Raw genomic sequence first — 18,699 nt, 5'->3', positions numbered from 1 at the left:
GTGATGGGAAGCAGGCTGCTTCCCATGTATGATTGAACCCATTCTTTGGGTTCTTTTTTGTATATAGAAAGAGAATAAACGTGGCAAAAAACATTCAAGCCATCCGCGGCATGAACGATTATCTGCCTGGCGAAACCGCCATCTGGCAGCGCATTGAAGGCACACTGAAGCAGGTGCTCGGCAGCTACGGTTACAGCGAAATTCGTTTGCCGATTGTAGAGCAGACCCCGTTATTCAAACGCGCGATCGGCGAAGTAACCGACGTGGTTGAAAAAGAGATGTATACCTTTGAGGACCGCAACGGCGACAGCCTGACCCTGCGTCCTGAGGGGACGGCGGGTTGCGTACGCGCCGGCATCGAACATGGTCTCCTGTACAATCAGGAGCAGCGCCTGTGGTATATCGGCCCGATGTTCCGCCACGAACGTCCGCAAAAAGGCCGCTACCGTCAGTTCAACCAGCTTGGCGTGGAAGTGTTTGGTCTGCAAGGACCAGATATCGATGCCGAACTGATTATGCTGACTGCCCGCTGGTGGCGTGCGCTCGGTATTTCTGAGCACGTATCCCTGGAGCTGAACTCTATCGGTTCTCTGGAAGCGCGTGCGAACTATCGCGATGCGCTGGTGGCGTTCCTGGAACAACACAAAGAGAAGCTCGACGAAGACTGTAAACGTCGTATGTACAGCAACCCGCTGCGCGTACTCGATTCCAAAAATCCTGACGTACAGGCGCTGCTGAACGATGCGCCAGCGCTGGGTGACTACCTGGATGAGGATTCCCGCGAACACTTTGCTGGCCTGTGCAAGCTGCTTGAAGCGGCGGGCATTGCTTATACCGTTAACCAGCGTCTGGTGCGCGGTCTGGACTACTACAACCGCACCGTATTTGAGTGGGTCACCACCAGCCTCGGTTCGCAGGGCACCGTCTGTGCTGGCGGTCGTTATGACGGACTGGTCGAGCAACTGGGTGGTCGCGCAGCACCGGCTGTAGGCTTCGCGATGGGCCTTGAGCGACTTGTTTTGCTGGTTCAGGCAGTTAATCCGGAATTTAAAGCCGATCCTGTTGTCGATATATACCTGGTGGCCTCAGGTGCGGATACGCAGTCTGCGGCGATGCAGCTTGCCGAACGCGTGCGCGATGCGCTGCCGGACGTAAAGCTGATGACCAACCACGGCGGCGGCAACTTTAAAAAACAGTTTGCTCGTGCCGATAAGTGGGGCGCAAGTATTGCACTGGTGCTGGGTGAGTCCGAAGTGGCCAACGGCGAAGTGGTGGTTAAAGACCTGCGCTCTGGTGAGCAAACTACGGTAACGCAGGATGGCGTTGCGGCGCACTTGCGCACTCTATTGGGCTAAGGAGAAGGACTGCGTGGAAATGTACGAGAACGAACACGACCAGGTTGATGCGGTTAAACGCTTCTTTGCTGAAAACGGCAAGGCACTGGTTGTAGGGGTTATTTTAGGTGTTGGTGCGCTGGTTGGCTGGCGTTACTGGAACAATCATCAGGCTGACTCTGCTCGCGGTTCATCCCTGAACTACGAAAACACCGTTAGCGCAATCCGTGCCGATCAGCCGCAAACGCTGACGGCTGCGGAGAAATTTGCCGCTGACAACAAAAACACCTACGGTGCGCTGGCTGCGCTGGAAGTGGCTCAGCAGTATGTTGATAAAAACGAACTGGACAAAGCCGCTGCGCAACTGTCTCAGGGGCTTGCTGCTGCCAGTGACGAAAATCTGAAAGCGGTGATCAATCTGCGCCTGGCACGTATTCAGGTTCAGCAGAAAAAAGCCGACGACGCGCTGAAAACGCTTGATACCATCAAAGGTGATGGCTTTGCCGCTATTGTCGCCGATCTTCGCGGTGAAGCACTGCTGAGTAAGGGTGATAAAGCGGGCGCGCGTAAAGCGTGGCAAGCTGGCGTGGATAGTAAAGCTTCACCTGCGCTGAGCGAAATGATGCAGATGAAAATAAATAATTTGTCCGTCTGAGAGGGACCCAATGCAATTGCGTAAATTACTTCTGCCAGGACTGCTTTCTGTTACGTTATTGAGTGGTTGTTCACTGTTCAGTGGCGAAGAAGACGTTGTCAAAATGTCCCCGCTACCGACGGTTGAAAACCAGTTCACTCCGTCCACCGCCTGGGACACCTCCGTGGGTGATGGTATTGGCGATTTTTATTCCAACCTGCACCCGGCATTTGCTGACGGCGTGGTCTATGCGGCCGATCGCAAAGGCACCGTTAAAGCGCTGAACGCTGATGACGGAAAAGAAGTGTGGTCCATTAACCTGGCGGAAAAAGACGGCTGGTTCTCCCGTAAACCTGCGCTGCTTTCTGGCGGCCTGACCGTTGCCGGCGGTCACGTGTATGTGGGCAGCGAAAAAGCGCAGGTTTACGCGCTGAATGCCAGCGACGGTTCGGTTGCATGGCAGACCAGCGTTGCCGGTGAATCCTTGTCACGTCCGGTTGTCAGCGACGGCCTGGTGTTGATCCATACCAGCAACGGCCAGTTGCAGGCGCTGAACGAAGCCGATGGTCTGGTAAAATGGACGGTTAACCTGGATATGCCAGCGCTATCTCTGCGTGGTGAATCTGCTCCGGCGACTGCATTTGGCGCCGCCATTGTGGGTGGTGACAACGGTCGTGTCAGCGCAGTACTGATGCAGCAGGGCCAGATGATCTGGCAGCAGCGTATTTCCCAGGCGACCGGTTCAACTGAAATCGACCGTCTGAGTGACGTGGACACCACGCCGGTCATCGTTGACGGTGTGGTTTACGCGCTGGCGTATAACGGCAACCTGACGGCGCTGGACCTGCGTAGCGGTCAGATCATGTGGAAACGTGAGCTGGGTTCCGTGAACGATTTCATTGTCGACGGCAACCGTATTTATATGGTGGATCAGAACGACCGTCTGCTGGCGCTGAGCACCGAAGGTGGCGTGACGCTGTGGACGCAGAGCGATCTGCTTCACCGTCTGCTGACCGCACCGGCACTGTATAACGGCAGCCTGGTGGTGGGCGACAGCGAAGGCTATATGCACTGGATCGATCCAGAGAATGGCCGCTTCGTGGCGCAGCAGAAAGTGGACGGCTCAGGCTTCCTGACCGACCCGGTTGTGGCTGACGGCAAACTGCTGATTCAGGCAAAAGACGGCACGCTGTACGCGATCACGCGTTAATTACACGGCGGTTGTAGTATACTAAACGGCTCCTGTTCACTCAGGAGCCGTTTTGACATTTTTAAAAACGCTGCGAAAGCGACGTTATTTTGAATTTTATGAGGCTTCAAACATGGTACCTGTGGTCGCGCTTGTCGGGCGCCCTAACGTTGGAAAATCCACTCTTTTTAACCGTTTAACACGCACCCGTGATGCGCTGGTTGCGGATTTCCCGGGGCTGACGCGTGACCGTAAGTACGGTCGTGCAGAGGTGGAAGGACGCGAGTTCATCTGTATCGATACCGGGGGTATTGACGGTACGGAAGACGGCGTAGAAACCCGCATGGCAGAGCAATCTCTGCTGGCTATCGAAGAAGCGGATGTGGTTCTGTTTATGGTGGATGCGCGCGCTGGCCTGATGCCCGCGGATTCTGCTATCGCTAAACATCTGCGTTCACGCGAAAAGCCAACCTTCCTGGTGGCGAACAAAACTGACGGTATCGATGCCGATCAGGCCGTTGCGGATTTCTGGTCTTTAGGTCTGGGTGATATTTATCCTATCGCGGCCTCGCATGGCCGTGGCGTCACCAGCCTGCTGGAAACCGTTCTGCTGCCGTGGGTTGATGAAGTAAACCCGCCGGAAGAGGTGGACGAAGACGCCGAATACTGGGCACAGTTTGAAGCCGGAGAGGAAGGCGAGGAAGAGCCGGAAGATGACTTCAACCCGCAGGATCTGCCGATTAAGCTGGCTATCGTTGGTCGCCCAAACGTAGGTAAGTCTACGCTTACTAACCGTATTCTGGGCGAAGAGCGCGTGGTGGTTTACGACATGCCAGGCACAACGCGCGACAGCATTTACATTCCAATGCAGCGCGATGAACGTGAGTACGTACTTATCGACACTGCAGGGGTGCGTAAGCGCGGGAAAATCACCGATGTAGTGGAAAAATTCTCGGTGATCAAAACCCTTCAGGCGATTGAAGACGCCAACGTGGTGCTGCTGGTTATTGACGCACGTGAAGGTATCTCCGATCAGGATCTCTCTCTGCTCGGCTTTATCCTTAATAGTGGGCGCTCACTGGTTATCGTCGTCAACAAGTGGGATGGCCTGAGCAATGAAGTACGCGAACAGGTGAAAGAGACGCTGGACTTCCGTCTGGGCTTTATCGACTTTGCCCGCGTTCACTTCATCTCTGCCCTGCACGGGAGTGGTGTTGGCAACCTGTTCGAATCCGTTCGTGAAGCCTATGACAGCTCTACCCGCCGCCAGAGCACGGCGATGCTGACCCGTATCATGAACATGGCTGCAGAAGATCACCAGCCGCCGCTGGTGCGTGGCCGTCGCGTGAAGCTGAAATATGCCCACGCCGGGGGGTATAACCCGCCTATCGTGGTGATCCACGGTAACCAGGTGAAGGATCTGCCGGACTCCTACAAACGCTACCTGATGAACTACTTCCGCAAGTCGCTGGACGTGATGGGTACGCCTATCCGCATTCAGTTCAAGGAAGGGGAGAACCCGTTTGCGAATAAACGCAACACCCTGACGCCGAACCAGATGCGTAAGCGTAAGCGTTTGATTAAGCACATTAAGAAAAGCAAATAATTCTTACTGAACTCACTAAAACCCGCGCCTGTCGCGGGTTTTTTTCGCCCATTCAAAAGGCCTGCCTTCCCTGTGTGATGTCAATCACTATTCGCTTTTAACCATGTTTATATCTAAGAAAGTAGACAATCATCGAATTTTCGTCTTAAAGTCCAGGGTTCGGTACTAGACAAAACTAGCGCCTGGTTATCAAATGGTTAACCAACATTTCGCCGCATGTAAAAAATCGATCGGATACGTAACCGTTCGGCGTACATGCTGGTGTTTACAAGCACGACACATACCTTTTCGGGAGAATTATGCAATCCTCTGTTAATCAAAAAGAGAGCCGAACCTTCTTCGGCCATCCTTATCCGCTCGGTTCGCTGTTCTTCACCGAGATGTGGGAGCGTTTTTCGTTTTACGGTATTCGCCCGCTACTGATTCTGTTTATGGCCGCCACCGTCTATGACGGCGGGATGGGCCTGGCGCGTGAAAACGCCTCGGCGATTGTCGGCATCTTTGCCGGCACCATGTACCTTGCTGCGCTGCCGGGCGGCTGGCTGGCGGATAACTGGCTCGGCCAGCAGCGGGCCGTCTGGTACGGTTCGATTTTGATTGCGCTCGGGCACCTGTCGATCGCCCTGTCGGCCATCATGGGCGACAACCTGTTCTTCATCGGCCTGATGTTTATCGTGCTCGGCTCCGGCCTGTTCAAGACCTGTATCTCGGTCATGGTCGGCACCCTGTACAAAAAAGGCGATGCGCGTCGTGACGGCGGTTTCTCGCTGTTCTATATGGGCATCAACATGGGCTCGTTCATTGCCCCTCTGATTTCCGGCTGGCTGATTAAAACCCACGGCTGGCACTGGGGCTTTGGTATCGGTGGTATCGGGATGCTGGTCGCCTTGATTATCTTCCGCGTGTTTGCCGTTCCGGCCATGAAGCGCTACGACAGTGAAGTCGGTCTGGACTCCACCTGGAACAGTCCGGTAGTGAAACGTAACGGCGTGGGTGCCTGGCTGCTGGCGCTGGCTGTGGGTGTTGCAATCATCGTAACGTTGATTGCCCAGGGCGTGATTGTGATTAATCCGGTCGCGGTCGCCAGCGTGCTGGTGTATGTGATTGCCGCCTCCGTCGCGCTCTACTTCATCTATCTGTTCATCTTCGCCGGGCTGAATCGCAAAGAGCGCGCAAGGCTGCTGGTGTGCTTTATTCTGCTGGTCTCCGCCGCGTTCTTCTGGTCCGCGTTCGAGCAGAAGCCAACCTCCTTCAACCTGTTCGCCAACGACTACACTAACCGCATGATCGGTGATTTTGAGATCCCGGCGGTGTGGTTCCAGTCGATCAATGCCCTGTTCATCATTCTGCTGGCCCCGGTATTTAGCTGGGCATGGCCGAAGCTGGCGAGCAAAAACATTCGTCCGAGCAGCATCACCAAGTTCGTGATCGGTATTCTGTGCGCGGCGGCGGGCTTTGGCCTGATGATGCTGGCGGCGCAGAACGTGCTGAGCAACGGTGGGGCAGGGGTTTCTCCGTTCTGGCTGGTGGGCAGTATCCTGATGCTGACGCTCGGGGAACTGTGCCTGAGTCCGATTGGTCTGGCGACCATGACCCTGCTGGCGCCGGAGAGAATGCGCGGCCAGATGATGGGCCTGTGGTTCTGCGCCAGTGCGCTGGGTAACCTGGCTGCGGGCCTGATTGGTGGTCACGTGAAGGCCGACCAGCTGGATATGCTGCCGGACCTCTTTGCCCGTTGCTCCATCGCGCTGTTGATTTGTGCTGCGGTGCTGATCGTCCTCATTGTTCCGGTGCGTCGCATGCTGGAAAATGTGCAGACAAAACCGGCTACCGAAGCCTGATACTATTCAGCCTGCCGGGGCAGTTATCCAGCCCCGGCCCAACTCAACAGGAGAGAGCATGTCGATAACCTGTCCGGATTGCCACGCAGCGCTCGAGCCGCAAAACGGTATCGCGCACTGCGACAGCTGCAATAACGATATTCCCCTCGAAGCGCGCTGCCCTGACTGCCATCAACCGCTTCAGGTACTCAAGGCCTGCGGTGCGGTGGACTATTTTTGCCAGAACGGCCACGGTCTTATCTCAAAAAAACGCGTGGAGTTTGTTCGGGCTGAGGCTTAATCGCACACGCAGCCTTCACCTTTCTGCCACAGTTCCACCAGCGACTCGGGTGCTTCCTGCTCGGGTACCAGCACGATGATATCGGCGTAGTGCGCCTGATTTTGGCCGGTCCAGATAATCTGGATGCGGAAATAGCGCTGGTCACCGCTGCCGGGGGAAGAGGCTTGCCCGGGCGGCTGGCCGCGCGGGAAAGCCTGCTCCAGAATGCTCACCAGGCGCTGGCGCTGGGCCTCATTAAGCGAGGAGAGCGCAATGGTGCGCTGGCCGCTCAGCTTAGGGATAAAAGCGACGCCGCCTTCCCGGGCCAGCTCAACCACGGCGTCATCCGTCAGTTCCGGAACCTGCATTTACAGCACTCCTACCTGTTCCCAGGCTTGTTTTATAGCCGCCCCAACGTCGCTACCGGAGCGTTTCTCGCCGTGCGCTATCGTCAGTTTTGCAAAGGCATCAAAATCCGCATCCTGCGCCAGGTTGCGATCGCAAACCGTGTCGTACCAGGCATAACCCGCTTTTTCCCAGGCGTAGCCACCGATCGTCGTTGCGGCCAGGTAAAACGCGCGGTTGGGGATACCGGAGTTAAGGTGTACGCCGCCGTTATCCTCGCGCGTTTTAATGAAATCTTTCATATGCCCGGGCTGCGGATCTTTACCGAGCAGCGGATCGTTATAGGCCGTGCCGGGTTCAGACATGGAGCGAAGCCCTTTCCCGTTGATGCCCTCCGCCAGCAGCCCTTCACCAATCAGCCAGTCTGCCCGATCGGCGGTTTGCTTAAGATGGTATTGTTTCACCAGCGAACCGAACACGTCGGATAACGACTCGTTCAGCGCGCCCGATTGTTCAAAGTAGATGAGTCCGGCTTCGGTCTCCGTCACGCCGTGGCTAAGCTCATGCGCTACCACGTCGATGGCAATGGTAAAGCGGTTGAAGATTTCCCCGTCGCCATCGCCAAAGACCATCTGCTGGCCGTTCCAGAAGGCGTTTTGATACTCACGGCCATAGTGCACGGTGCCGGTGAGGATCAGCCCTTTGTTATCGAGCGAATCGCGCTGATATTCCTTCCAGAAGAAATCATGGGTAATACCCAGATAATCGTACGCTTCATCCACCGTCACATCTCCGTTGGAGGGCTGGCCTTCATAGCGTACCTGGGTACCCGGCAGCTCCTGGGTCTGTTTCGCATCGTAGATGTCACGCTCAAGCTGACCGGTTTTATTCACATGCGGCGCGGCGGGTTTGCCCGGCATATGGGCCATCAGCGTCTGGACGTGGGTTAAGGTCTGACGGGCGCAGCGCTGCTGCGGCTCAGAACCGCTTTCGATAATACGGCGAAGAATATACGGAGGAATGACGCTATGTAGATGGGGCATGCTGCTCTCCTTATTAAAAAAGGCAATAGCAGCAGTATAGTTTGTAACCGGCGAAGATTTATCCGCTTTTACGCTGACGCGTTTTTTTCACCGGTTTGATCTCTTTCACTTCACTCTCGACCCAGCCGTCAGAAAGCCGGGTGGTGAGCACATCCCCTGCTTTAACCTGCTTCGTCTGCTTCAGCACTTTGCCGTCCGTCGCGGTGGTCACGCTATAGCCGCGGGCCAGCGTGGAGAGTGGGCTGACGGCTTCCAGATGGGTGACCGCATTGCCAAAACGCTCGCGGGTGGCGCTCAGGCGTGAGCGGATATTTTCCGCAAGGCGATACTCAAGCTGCTGGATCCGCGTTTGTGCGCGATAAATCTTTGGCTGCGGATTCTGCTGGTTCAGACGCTGAGTCGTGCGCTGCTGGCGTGATATCGCTCTCTTAAGCTGGTTATCCAGCGCGAAGTTCATCCGCTGACGCAGACGCTCCAGTACGGTTTGCTGACGCGCCAGACGCAATTGCGGATGCTGCTGTTGCAGACGATGATGAAGCTGGGTAAAGCGGCGGGTACGGTTGGCGAGGAAGTAGTCCATCGCCATCTCCAGGCGCTGCTGCCCGTTCTGGATCTGGCGCAGCAGCTCCTGCTGATTACGGCTGACCACCTCTGCCGCCGCGGACGGCGTGGGCGCGCGTAAATCCGCGACAAAATCGGCTATCGTCACATCCGTTTCATGGCCGACGGCGCTCACCACAGGGATAAGGCTGGCAAAGATTGCCCGCGCCACGCGCTCGTCGTTAAAGCTCCACAGGTCTTCCAGCGAGCCGCCGCCGCGCCCGACGATCAGGACATCGCACTCCTGACGCGCATTCGCCAGCTCAATCGCGCGCACGATCTGCCCCGGCGCATCGTCACCCTGAACGGCAGTTGGGTAGATAATGACGGGCAGGGAAGGGTCACGGCGCTTCAGGACGTGCAAAATATCGTGCAGCGCCGCGCCGGTTTTCGAGGTGATAACTCCAATACAGTGGGCAGGTGAGGGCAGGGGCTTTTTAAACTGCTGGTCAAACAATCCCTCAGCCGAAAGCATGGCTTTTAACTGCTCGTACTTCTGCTGCAACAAGCCTTCACCGGCGGGCTGCATGCTCTCGACGATAATCTGATAATCGCCGCGCGGCTCATACAGGGTAATGTTGGCGCGAACCAGAACCTGCTGGCCATGCTGAGGGCGGAACGTCACGCGACGATTGCTGTTGCGGAACATCGCGCAGCGCACCTGAGCGGTGTCGTCTTTTAGCGTAAAGTACCAGTGACCGGAAGCAGGCTGCGTGAAGTTAGAGATTTCACCGCTGATCCAGACCTGTCCCATTTCCTGCTCAAGCAGCAAACGCACCGTCTGATTAAGGCGGCTGACAGTATAAATTGAGGGGGATTGAGAGGATAACATGTGAGCGGGATCAAATTCTAAATCAGCAAGTTATTCAGTCGATAGTAACCTGCTGAGAGGCGATCGCAAGCATTTTTTTCAAAAAAGTGTAGATGCAATCGGTTACGCTCTGTATAATGCCACGGCAATATTTAACCACCCAGGTCAGAGATATTGCCCATGCTACGTATCGCTAAAGAAGCACTGACGTTTGACGACGTCCTCCTCGTTCCCGCTCATTCCACCGTTCTGCCGAATACTGCCGACCTCAGCACGCAGTTGACGAAAACCATTCGTCTGAACATTCCTATGCTCTCCGCAGCAATGGACACCGTGACTGAAGCGCGTCTGGCTATCGCTTTGGCACAGGAAGGCGGCATTGGCTTTATCCACAAAAACATGTCTATCGAGCGTCAGGCGGAAGAAGTTCGCCGCGTGAAGAAACATGAATCCGGTATCGTGTCCGATCCTCAGACCGTTCTGCCAACCACCACCCTGCACGAAGTGAAAGCGCTAACCGAGCGTAACGGCTTTGCAGGTTACCCGGTTGTGACCGAAGACAACGAGCTGGTGGGCATCATCACCGGTCGTGATGTGCGTTTCGTGACTGACCTGAACCAGCCTGTCAGCGTCTATATGACGCCAAAAGAGCGCCTGGTGACCGTTCGCGAAGGCGAAACCCGCGACGTGGTGCTGGCGAAAATGCACGAAAAACGTGTTGAGAAAGCGCTGGTTGTGGATGCGAACTTCCACCTGCGTGGCATGATCACCGTTAAAGATTTCCAGAAAGCAGAACGTAAACCGAACGCCTGTAAAGACGAGCATGGCCGTCTGCGCGTCGGCGCTGCGGTTGGCGCGGGCGCAGGTAACGAAGAGCGCGTTGACGCGCTGGTTGCCGCGGGCGTTGACGTGCTGCTGATTGACTCCTCACACGGCCACTCCGAAGGCGTTCTGCAACGTATTCGTGAAACCCGTGCTAAATACCCGGATCTCCAGATCATCGGCGGTAACGTGGCTACGGGCGCAGGTGCTCGCGCACTGGCGGAAGCCGGTTGCAGCGCGGTGAAAGTGGGTATCGGCCCTGGCTCTATCTGTACTACCCGTATCGTCACCGGCGTGGGCGTTCCGCAGATCACCGCGGTGTCTGACGCGGTTGAAGCGCTGGAAGGCACCGGTATTCCGGTTATCGCGGACGGCGGTATCCGCTTCTCTGGCGACATCGCCAAAGCGATCGCCGCAGGTGCCGCAGCCGTGATGGTGGGCTCCATGCTGGCCGGTACCGAAGAATCCCCGGGCGAAATCGAACTCTACCAGGGCCGTTCTTACAAATCCTACCGCGGTATGGGCTCCCTGGGCGCGATGTCCAAAGGTTCCTCCGACCGTTACTTCCAGACCGATAACGCCGCTGACAAACTGGTACCGGAAGGCATCGAAGGCCGCGTGGCCTATAAAGGCCGTCTGAAAGAGATCATCCACCAGCAGATGGGCGGCCTGCGTTCCTGTATGGGGCTGACCGGCTGTGGTACCATTGACCTGCTGCGTACCAAAGCGGAATTCGTACGCATCAGCGGTGCGGGTATCCAGGAGAGCCACGTGCACGACGTGACGATCACCAAAGAGTCCCCGAACTACCGTCTGGGATCATGATTTTCTTCGCCCGACCTCGTGTCGGGCGATTTATTTAATCTGTTTCACTTGCCTCGGAATTAGCGTCAATGACGGAAAACATTCATAAACATCGCATCCTCATCCTCGATTTTGGTTCTCAGTACACTCAACTGGTGGCGCGTCGCGTGCGTGAGCTGGGCGTTTACTGTGAACTGTGGGCGTGGGATGTTACGGAAGCACAGATTCGCGAGTTCAATCCAAGCGGCATCATCCTGTCCGGCGGCCCGGAGAGCACCACCGAAGAGAACAGCCCGCGCGCGCCACAGTACGTATTCGAAGCGGGCGTACCGGTGTTCGGCGTGTGCTACGGCATGCAGACTATGGCGATGCAGCTGGGCGGCCACGTAGAAGGCTCTAACGAGCGTGAGTTCGGCTACGCGCAGGTTGAAGTCGTCACCGACAGCGCGCTGGTGCGCGGTATCGAAGATTCCCTGACCGCAGACGGCAAACCGCTGCTGGAGGTGTGGATGAGCCACGGCGACAAAGTCACCGCTATCCCGTCGGACTTCGTGACCGTAGCCAGCACCGAAAGCTGCCCGTTCGCGATTATGGCGAACGAAGAAAAACGCTTCTACGGCGTGCAGTTCCACCCGGAAGTGACTCACACCCGTCAGGGTATGCGCATGCTGGAGCGCTTCGTGCGTGATATCTGCCAGTGTGAAGCCCTGTGGACCCCGGCAAAAATCATCGACGACGCCGTGGAGCGTATCCGCCAGCAGGTTGGTGATGACAAAGTGATCCTCGGCCTCTCCGGCGGCGTGGACTCCTCCGTGACCGCGATGCTGCTGCACCGCGCCATCGGCAAAAACCTGACCTGCGTCTTCGTGGACAACGGCCTGCTGCGTCTGAACGAAGCCCAGCAGGTCATGGACATGTTCGGCGACCACTTCGGTCTGAACATCGTTCACGTGGAAGGCGAGCAGCGCTTCCTGGACGCGCTGAAAGGCGAGAACGATCCGGAAGCGAAACGTAAAATCATCGGCCGCGTATTCGTGGAAGTGTTCGACGAAGAAGCGCTGAAGCTGGAAGACGTGAAATGGCTGGCGCAGGGCACTATCTACCCTGACGTGATCGAGTCTGCGGCCTCCGCGACCGGTAAAGCGCACGTTATCAAATCTCACCACAACGTGGGCGGCCTGCCGAAAGAGATGAAGATGGGCCTGGTTGAACCACTGCGTGAGCTATTCAAAGACGAAGTGCGTAAGATCGGTCTGGAGCTGGGGCTGCCGTACGACATGCTCTACCGTCACCCATTCCCGGGCCCGGGCCTCGGCGTACGCGTGCTGGGCGAAGTGAAGAAAGAGTACTGCGACCTGCTGCGTCGCGCGGACGCGATCTTCATTGAAGAGCTGCACAAGGCTGACCTGTACAACAAGGTTAGCCAGGCGTTCACCGTGTTCCTGCCGGTTCGCTCCGTCGGCGTGATGGGCGATGGCCGCAAGTACGACTGGGTTGTCTCCCTGCGTGCGGTTGAAACCATCGACTTCATGACCGCGCACTGGGCGCACCTGCCGTATGACTTCTTAGGCCGCGTGTCTAACCGCATCATCAACGAAGTGAACGGCATTTCCCGCGTGGTGTATGACATCAGCGGCAAGCCACCGGCGACGATCGAGTGGGAGTAAGCCCATAACCTTTCCTGCGAAGTTATAAGCAGGTAAGACTGATAAAACCCTCTGTTTACAGAGGGTTTTTCTTTTGTAACTGATATCCGAACGGGACGTGAATTATTGGCTCATCTGTCGGGATCCACGGCAGCCGATACTGCGTCGCCATGCCCCTGGCGCCTGACCATACTGACGCTTAAAGCTGCGGTTGAAGGACTGCTGAGAGTCAAAGCCCAGCGCGATCGCCACGTTCAGAATCGGTTCATCGCTTTGGGCTAAGCGCTCAACCGATTTTTGCAGCTTTTGCGCGCGAATATATTCGGCGAGAGGGGAGCCGGTATGTTCTTTGAAGATCCGCTGGAGATGCCATTTCGAATAGCCGGCTCGCCTGGAGACGGTTTCAATGTCCAGGCGGCTATCAAGGTTGTTGTCGATCCAGTCGAGCAAATCGTGAATGAATGCACCCGTGTTCATCTTGCTTCCCCCTCCGCCACGCATTAAAAGCATCTTTGTTTGTTGCACTTAAAGGTGGCCCGTTTTGATATTAATTGCAAGTTTTATTGTTACATTTAAATCCCTTCTCAAAACCCGTGATTTACCTTCGCCGCAAATAGCACATAAAGTGCAACAATTATTCTTGCACTTAATTAAGCGCCTTCCTACAATCGCCGCGATAGTGTATTCGCAACTGTTACAGTTTTGTGGCGATGAACGACACAAATGGCCTTAAGCCAGACCGGACAAAGGAAGTGGCGCGGCGCCTCCCGCTGCGTCTTGCCCGGCGGCTACAATAACCGGAATAAAAATAATGAGCCTGCAAAAAACCTGGGGTTACTTTCATCTGAGCGCGACGGGGGTGGTTTTACTCTCCGCGCTTCTCGTCGGGTGCGATGACAGTGTCGCGCAAAATGCTGCACCGCAAGCGCCCGTCGTCAGCGCAGCTGACGTGGTGGTGAAATCCATTAGCCAGTGGGACAGCTTTAACGGTCGCATTGAAGCGGTGGAAAGCGTTCAGCTGCGCCCACGCGTCTCCGGCTACATTGATAAAGTGAATTACACCGACGGCCAGGAGGTGAAAAAGGGCGAGGTGCTGTTCACGATTGATGACCGAACCTATCGCGCGGCGCTGGAACAGGCGCAGGCGAACCTGGCGAGAGCCAAAACGCAGGCCAGCCTGGCGCGAAGCGAGGCTAACCGTACCGATAAATTAGTCAATACCAACGTGGTATCCCGTGAAGAGTGGGAGCAGCGCCGTTCCGCCGCTACCCAGGCGCAGGCCGATATTCGCGCGGCGCAGGCGGCGGTTGATGCCGCGCAGCTCAACCTCGACTTCACCAAAGTGACCGCGCCTATCGACGGTCGCGCCAGCCGGGCGCTGATCACCAGCGGTAACCTGGTGACTGCGGGTGACAGCGCCAGCGTGCTCACCACCCTGGTCTCACAGAAGACGGTTTACGTCTACTTCGACGTGGACGAGTCCACCTATCTTCACTATCAGAACCTGGCCCGCAGCGGGCAGGGGGCGTCCAGTCACCACACGGCGCTGCCGGTGGAGATTGGTCTGACGGGTGAGGAGGGCTATCCCCATCAGGGCAAAGTGGATTTCCTGGATAACCAGCTCACGCCGAGTACCGGTACAATCCGCATGCGCGCGCTGCTGGATAACTCACAGCGTCAGTTCACGCCGGGACTCTTCGCACGCGTGCGCCTGCCGGGCAGTGCGGAATTTAAAGCCACGCTTGTTGACGATAAGGCGGTGCTGACCGATCAGGATCGTAAGTATGTTTATGTCGTTGATAAAGACGGGAAAGCGCAGCGCCGCGATATTACGCCGGGGCGTCTGGCCGACGGTTTACGTATTGTACAGCAGGGGCTGAATCCCGGGGATAAAGTCATCGTCGATGGTTTACAAAAAGTGTTTATGCCGGGTATGCCGGTTAACGCGAAAACCGTTGCCATGACCGCCAGCGCCGCCCTCAACTGATCCCTTACCTGAGAATCCAATCCATGGACTTTTCCCGTTTTTTCATCGACAGGCCGATTTTTGCCGCCGTACTGTCGATTCTGATTTTTATCACAGGATTAATCGCCATCCCGCTGCTGCCGGTGAGCGAATATCCTGATGTCGTGCCGCCAAGCGTGCAGGTGCGCGCCGAGTACCCGGGCGCCAACCCGAAAGTGATTGCCGAAACCGTGGCGACGCCGCTGGAAGAGGCGATCAACGGCGTTGAAAACATGATGTACATGAAATCCGTCGCGGGCTCCGACGGCGTGCTGGTGACTACCGTCACCTTCCGTCCGGGTACCGACCCGGATCAGGCGCAGGTACAGGTGCAAAACCGCGTCGCACAGGCCGAGGCACGTCTGCCGGAAGACGTTCGGCGTCTGGGCATTACGACTCAGAAACAGTCGCCAACGCTGACGCTGGTGGTGCATCTCTTTTCGCCTGGCGGTAAGTACGATTCACTGTATATGCGTAACTACGCCACGCTGAAGGTGAAGGACGAGCTGGCGCGTCTGCCCGGCGTGGGTCAGATCCAGATTTTCGGCTCGGGTGAATACGCGATGCGCGTCTGGCTGGATCCAAACAAGGTGGCGGCGCGCGGACTGACGGCCTCGGACGTGGTGACGGCGATGCAGGAGCAAAACGTACAGATATCCGCCGGGCAGCTTGGCGCCGAGCCGCTGCCGAAAGAGAGCGATTTCCTGATCTCCATTAACGCCCAGGGCCGTCTGCATACCGAAGAAGAGTTTGGCAATATTGTCCTGAAAACAACGCAGGACGGTACGGTCGTCCGCCTGCGCGACGTGGCGCGTATCGAGATGGGTTCCGGCAGCTATGCGCTGCGCTCCCAGCTGAACAATAAAGACGCGGTCGGGATTGGTATCTTCCAGTCGCCGGGGGCAAACGCCATCGATCTGTCTAACGCGGTGCGCGCCAAAATGGACGAACTGTCCACCCGTTTCCCGGACGATATGAAGTGGGCGGCACCTTATGACCCAACGGTATTTGTGCGCGACTCGATCCGTGCGGTTGTACAAACGCTGCTGGAAGCGGTGGTGCTGGTCGTGCTGGTGGTGATCCTGTTCCTGCAAACCTGGCGCGCGTCGATCATCCCGCTGATCGCGGTGCCGGTATCGGTGGTGGGTACCTTCAGCATTCTTTACCTGCTGGGCTTCTCGCTGAATACCCTGAGCCTGTTCGGGCTGGTGCTGGCCATCGGTATCGTGGTGGATGATGCCATCGTGGTGGTGGAGAACGTCGAGCGAAATATCGAAGAGGGGTTCGCCCCGCTTGCGGCGGCGCATCAGGCGATGCGTGAAGTGTCCGGGCCGATTATCGCCATTGCGCTGGTGCTGTGTGCAGTGTTTGTGCCGATGGCGTTCCTCTCTGGCGTGACCGGCCAGTTCTACAAACAGTTTGCGGTAACGATAGCCATTTCCACGGTGATCTCCGCGATCAACTCGCTGACGCTTTCTCCGGCGCTGGCCGCGCTGCTGTTGAAGCCGCATGGTGCCCCGAAAGATTTCCCGACCCGGCTTATCGATCGTCTGTTCGGCTGGATTTTCCGCCCGTTTAACCGCTTTTTCCATCGCAGCTCGACCGGCTATCAGGGACTGGTAGGGAAAACGCTTGGCCGACGCGGTGCAGTGTTTGCGGTTTATTTGCTGCTGCTTTGTGCCGCGGGTGTGATGTTTAAAGTCGTACCCGGCGGGTTTATTCCGACGCAGGATAAGCTGTACCTGATCGGCGGCGTGAAAATGCCGGAAGGCTCGTCGCTGGCGCGTACCGATGCGGTGATCCGCAAAATGAGCGAGATCGGGATGAATACCGAAGGTGTGGATTATGCGGTCGCGTTTCCTGGCCTGAACGCGCTCCAGTTCACCAATACGCCGAACACCGGGACGGTCTTCTTTGGCCTGAAGCCGTTCGACCAGCGTAAACATACTGCGGCGGAAATTAACGCGGAGATCAATGCGAAAATCGCGCAAATCCAGCAGGGCTTTGGCTTCTCGATTCTGCCGCCGCCGATTTTAGGGCTGGGTCAAGGGTCCGGTTATTCGCTGTACATTCAGGATCGTGCTGGTCTGGGCTATGGCGCGCTGCAAAACGCGGTGAACACCATGTCCGGGGCGATTATGCAGACGCCGGGGATGCATTTCCCCATCTCAACCTACCAGGCTAACGTTCCGCAGCTGGATGTGCAGGTTGACCGTGATAAAGCGAAAGCGCAGGGCGTATCGCTTACCGATCTTTTCGGCACGCTGCAAACCTATCTGGGCTCGTCATATGTAAACGACTTTAACCAGTTTGGACGGACCTGGCGCGTAATGGCACAGGCCGACGGGCAGTTCCGCGACAGCGTGGAAGATATCGCGAATTTACGCACACGCAATGACCAGGGCGAAATGGTGCCGATTGGCAGTATGGTGAAAATCACGACCACCTACGGGCCGGACCCGGTGATCCGCTATAATGGTTACCCGGCGGCGGATCTTATTGGTGATGCTGACCCGCGCGTGCTCTCTTCCGCGCAGGCGATGACGCAGCTGGACGCCATGTCTAAGCAGATCCTGCCGAACGGGATGAATATTGAATGGACGGACCTGAGTTTCCAGCAGGCCACCCAGGGCAATACGGCGCTGATCGTCTTCCCGGTCGCGGTGCTGCTGGCGTTCCTGGTGCTGGCGGCGCTGTATGAAAGCTGGACGCTGCCGCTGGCGGTGATCCTTATCGTGCCGATGACGATGCTCTCCGCGCTGTTCGGCGTCTGGCTGACCGGGGGCGATAACAACGTCTTCGTGCAGGTGGGGCTGGTCGTGCTGATGGGGCTGGCCTGTAAAAACGCGATACTTATCGTGGAGTTTGCCCGCGAGCTGGAAATTCAGGGCAAAGGCATCATGGAGGCTGCGCTGGAGGCGTGCCGCCTGCGTTTACGCCCGATTGTAATGACCTCTATCGCCTTTATTGCCGGGACCATTCCACTGATCCTAGGTCACGGGGCAGGGGCAGAAGTCCGCGGCGTCACCGGGATCACCGTCTTCTCCGGGATGCTGGGCGTGACGCTGTTTGGTCTGTTCCTGACGCCGGTCTTTTACGTGACGCTGCGTAAGTTCGTGACGCGCGGCAAAGCGGAAAGAGAGGTGTTGCCTGCGTAGGACGTAGCAGATAACAAAAAGCCGCCTTCATTGTGAAGGCGGCTTTTTTTCGCAATCCGTCAGGATTAAGGCGCTTTTTTATGCTGCGTACAGAGTTCCGGCACCGGATCGCACCCGCTGGTATCGGCTTTTTTCACCTCTTCCAGCGCGCTGGCGACGGTATGGCGCGCTAAAACCGCTAACGAAGCCTGCTCCGCTTCATCAGCGATTGATTTGAAGTACCAGCAGGCGTTGGCGCTGACCACACAGCGGGCCGGGACGTCAGGACGGGACGCCCACAGCTTTTTATCTTCAGTGACGGAAAGGTAGATATCACGCAGGGTGATCTCTTCAGCCGGGCGGCCAAGGTGAATAGAGCCGTTGCGGCCAAGCGTGGAGACGATAATGCCGTCCCGGGCGAGAGGAACCATTAATTTGCGGATAAAGCTCGGATTCGCTTCCAGGCCGTAAGCCAGGATTGCACTCGTCGAACGTTCACCCGATTGCTCCGCCATCGCTACGCTGAGAACCATCTGCAAAGCTGTCGGGAAGCGGTAATCTAACATTTTTCTGTCCTGGGTTGCGGTGAATCTTGTTCTTTTTGGCACCGCAGAGGTGAATAA

Annotated in this window: 15 protein-coding genes; 10 read left to right on the top strand and 5 right to left on the bottom strand. The window is 56.8% G+C overall.

Going from position 1 to position 18,699, the window contains the following annotated elements; all coding sequences use genetic code 11:
* The first annotated feature begins 80 nt into the window (after positions 1 to 80).
* The 6 genes from hisS to L2Y28_RS15985 all read left to right on the top strand — a co-directional run bounded on the left by hisS (position 81) and on the right by L2Y28_RS15985 (position 6,884).
* A complete protein-coding gene (gene hisS / locus L2Y28_RS16010) occupies positions 81 to 1,355 on the top strand; it encodes a histidine--tRNA ligase (protein ID WP_022649001.1) in 1,275 nt (424 codons plus the stop codon).
* A gap of 13 nt (positions 1,356 to 1,368) precedes the next feature.
* Complete coding sequence (locus L2Y28_RS16005; protein ID WP_032622338.1) at positions 1,369 to 1,989, top strand: YfgM family protein; 621 nt, start codon at positions 1,369 to 1,371, stop codon at positions 1,987 to 1,989.
* Positions 1,990 to 1,999: 10 nt separating this feature from the next.
* Positions 2,000 to 3,178 (top strand): outer membrane protein assembly factor BamB, encoded by a 1,179-nt coding sequence (gene bamB / locus L2Y28_RS16000; RefSeq protein ID WP_022648999.1) that lies wholly within the window; start codon positions 2,000 to 2,002, stop codon positions 3,176 to 3,178.
* 112 nt (positions 3,179 to 3,290) lie between these two features.
* Positions 3,291 to 4,763 (top strand): ribosome biogenesis GTPase Der, encoded by a 1,473-nt coding sequence (gene der, locus L2Y28_RS15995; protein ID WP_022648998.1) that lies wholly within the window; start codon positions 3,291 to 3,293, stop codon positions 4,761 to 4,763.
* A gap of 299 nt (positions 4,764 to 5,062) precedes the next feature.
* A complete protein-coding gene (locus L2Y28_RS15990; RefSeq protein WP_022648997.1) occupies positions 5,063 to 6,604 on the top strand; it encodes a peptide MFS transporter in 1,542 nt (513 codons plus the stop codon).
* Positions 6,605 to 6,662: 58 nt separating this feature from the next.
* Positions 6,663 to 6,884 carry a zinc ribbon domain-containing protein gene (locus tag L2Y28_RS15985; RefSeq protein ID WP_022648996.1) on the top strand — a complete coding sequence of 74 codons (222 nt, stop codon included), beginning with the start codon at positions 6,663 to 6,665 and terminating at the stop codon, positions 6,882 to 6,884.
* On the opposite strand, the gene L2Y28_RS15980 is transcribed toward L2Y28_RS15985, so the two are convergent.
* The 3 genes from L2Y28_RS15980 to xseA are packed head-to-tail and all read right to left on the bottom strand — an operon-like array spanning position 6,881 to position 9,683.
* A complete protein-coding gene (locus tag L2Y28_RS15980; RefSeq protein WP_006811517.1) occupies positions 6,881 to 7,231 on the bottom strand; it encodes a protealysin inhibitor emfourin in 351 nt (116 codons plus the stop codon). The genes L2Y28_RS15985 and L2Y28_RS15980 overlap by 4 nt on opposite strands.
* The gene (locus L2Y28_RS15975; protein ID WP_022648995.1) at positions 7,232 to 8,251 is read right to left on the bottom strand and encodes a M4 family metallopeptidase; all 1,020 of its coding nucleotides are present in this window, start codon (positions 8,249 to 8,251) and stop codon (positions 7,232 to 7,234) included.
* 58 nt (positions 8,252 to 8,309) lie between these two features.
* Complete coding sequence (xseA, locus tag L2Y28_RS15970) at positions 8,310 to 9,683, bottom strand: exodeoxyribonuclease VII large subunit (RefSeq protein WP_022648994.1); 1,374 nt, start codon at positions 9,681 to 9,683, stop codon at positions 8,310 to 8,312.
* Positions 9,684 to 9,842: 159 nt separating this feature from the next.
* On the opposite strand from xseA, the gene guaB reads away from it, so the two are divergent.
* Both guaB and guaA read left to right on the top strand, forming a co-directional pair.
* Positions 9,843 to 11,309 carry an IMP dehydrogenase gene (guaB, locus tag L2Y28_RS15965; RefSeq protein WP_003860601.1) on the top strand — a complete coding sequence of 489 codons (1,467 nt, stop codon included), beginning with the start codon at positions 9,843 to 9,845 and terminating at the stop codon, positions 11,307 to 11,309.
* 68 nt (positions 11,310 to 11,377) lie between these two features.
* Positions 11,378 to 12,955, top strand: a complete 1,578-nt coding sequence (gene guaA, locus L2Y28_RS15960; protein ID WP_022648993.1) for a glutamine-hydrolyzing GMP synthase — start codon at positions 11,378 to 11,380, stop codon at positions 12,953 to 12,955.
* A gap of 102 nt (positions 12,956 to 13,057) precedes the next feature.
* Here guaA and L2Y28_RS15955 read toward each other — a convergent pair whose 3' ends face one another.
* Positions 13,058 to 13,411 carry a helix-turn-helix domain-containing protein gene (locus L2Y28_RS15955; RefSeq protein WP_006811509.1) on the bottom strand — a complete coding sequence of 118 codons (354 nt, stop codon included), beginning with the start codon at positions 13,409 to 13,411 and terminating at the stop codon, positions 13,058 to 13,060.
* 334 nt (positions 13,412 to 13,745) lie between these two features.
* Between L2Y28_RS15955 and L2Y28_RS15950 the strand changes: the two genes are divergently transcribed.
* Positions 13,746 to 14,921 (top strand): efflux RND transporter periplasmic adaptor subunit, encoded by a 1,176-nt coding sequence (locus tag L2Y28_RS15950; RefSeq protein ID WP_022648992.1) that lies wholly within the window; start codon positions 13,746 to 13,748, stop codon positions 14,919 to 14,921.
* A 23-nt stretch (positions 14,922 to 14,944) separates the two neighbouring features.
* Positions 14,945 to 18,097: a multidrug efflux RND transporter permease subunit OqxB gene (gene oqxB, locus L2Y28_RS15945; protein ID WP_022648991.1), complete on the top strand. Its 3,153-nt coding sequence runs from the start codon at positions 14,945 to 14,947 to the stop codon at positions 18,095 to 18,097.
* A 65-nt stretch (positions 18,098 to 18,162) separates the two neighbouring features.
* Here oqxB and L2Y28_RS15940 read toward each other — a convergent pair whose 3' ends face one another.
* Positions 18,163 to 18,642, bottom strand: coding sequence for an Rrf2 family transcriptional regulator (locus L2Y28_RS15940; protein ID WP_003860591.1), 480 nt, complete (start codon positions 18,640 to 18,642; stop codon positions 18,163 to 18,165).
* Between the last annotated feature and the right edge of the window lie 57 nt (positions 18,643 to 18,699).

The sequence above is a fragment of the Enterobacter sp. JH25 genome, assembly GCF_021725435.1.
GTDB lineage: Bacteria > Pseudomonadota > Gammaproteobacteria > Enterobacterales > Enterobacteriaceae > Enterobacter > Enterobacter intestinihominis.
Note: the sequence above shows the minus strand (reverse complement) of the source record. Positions and strands in the feature narration are given on the sequence as shown.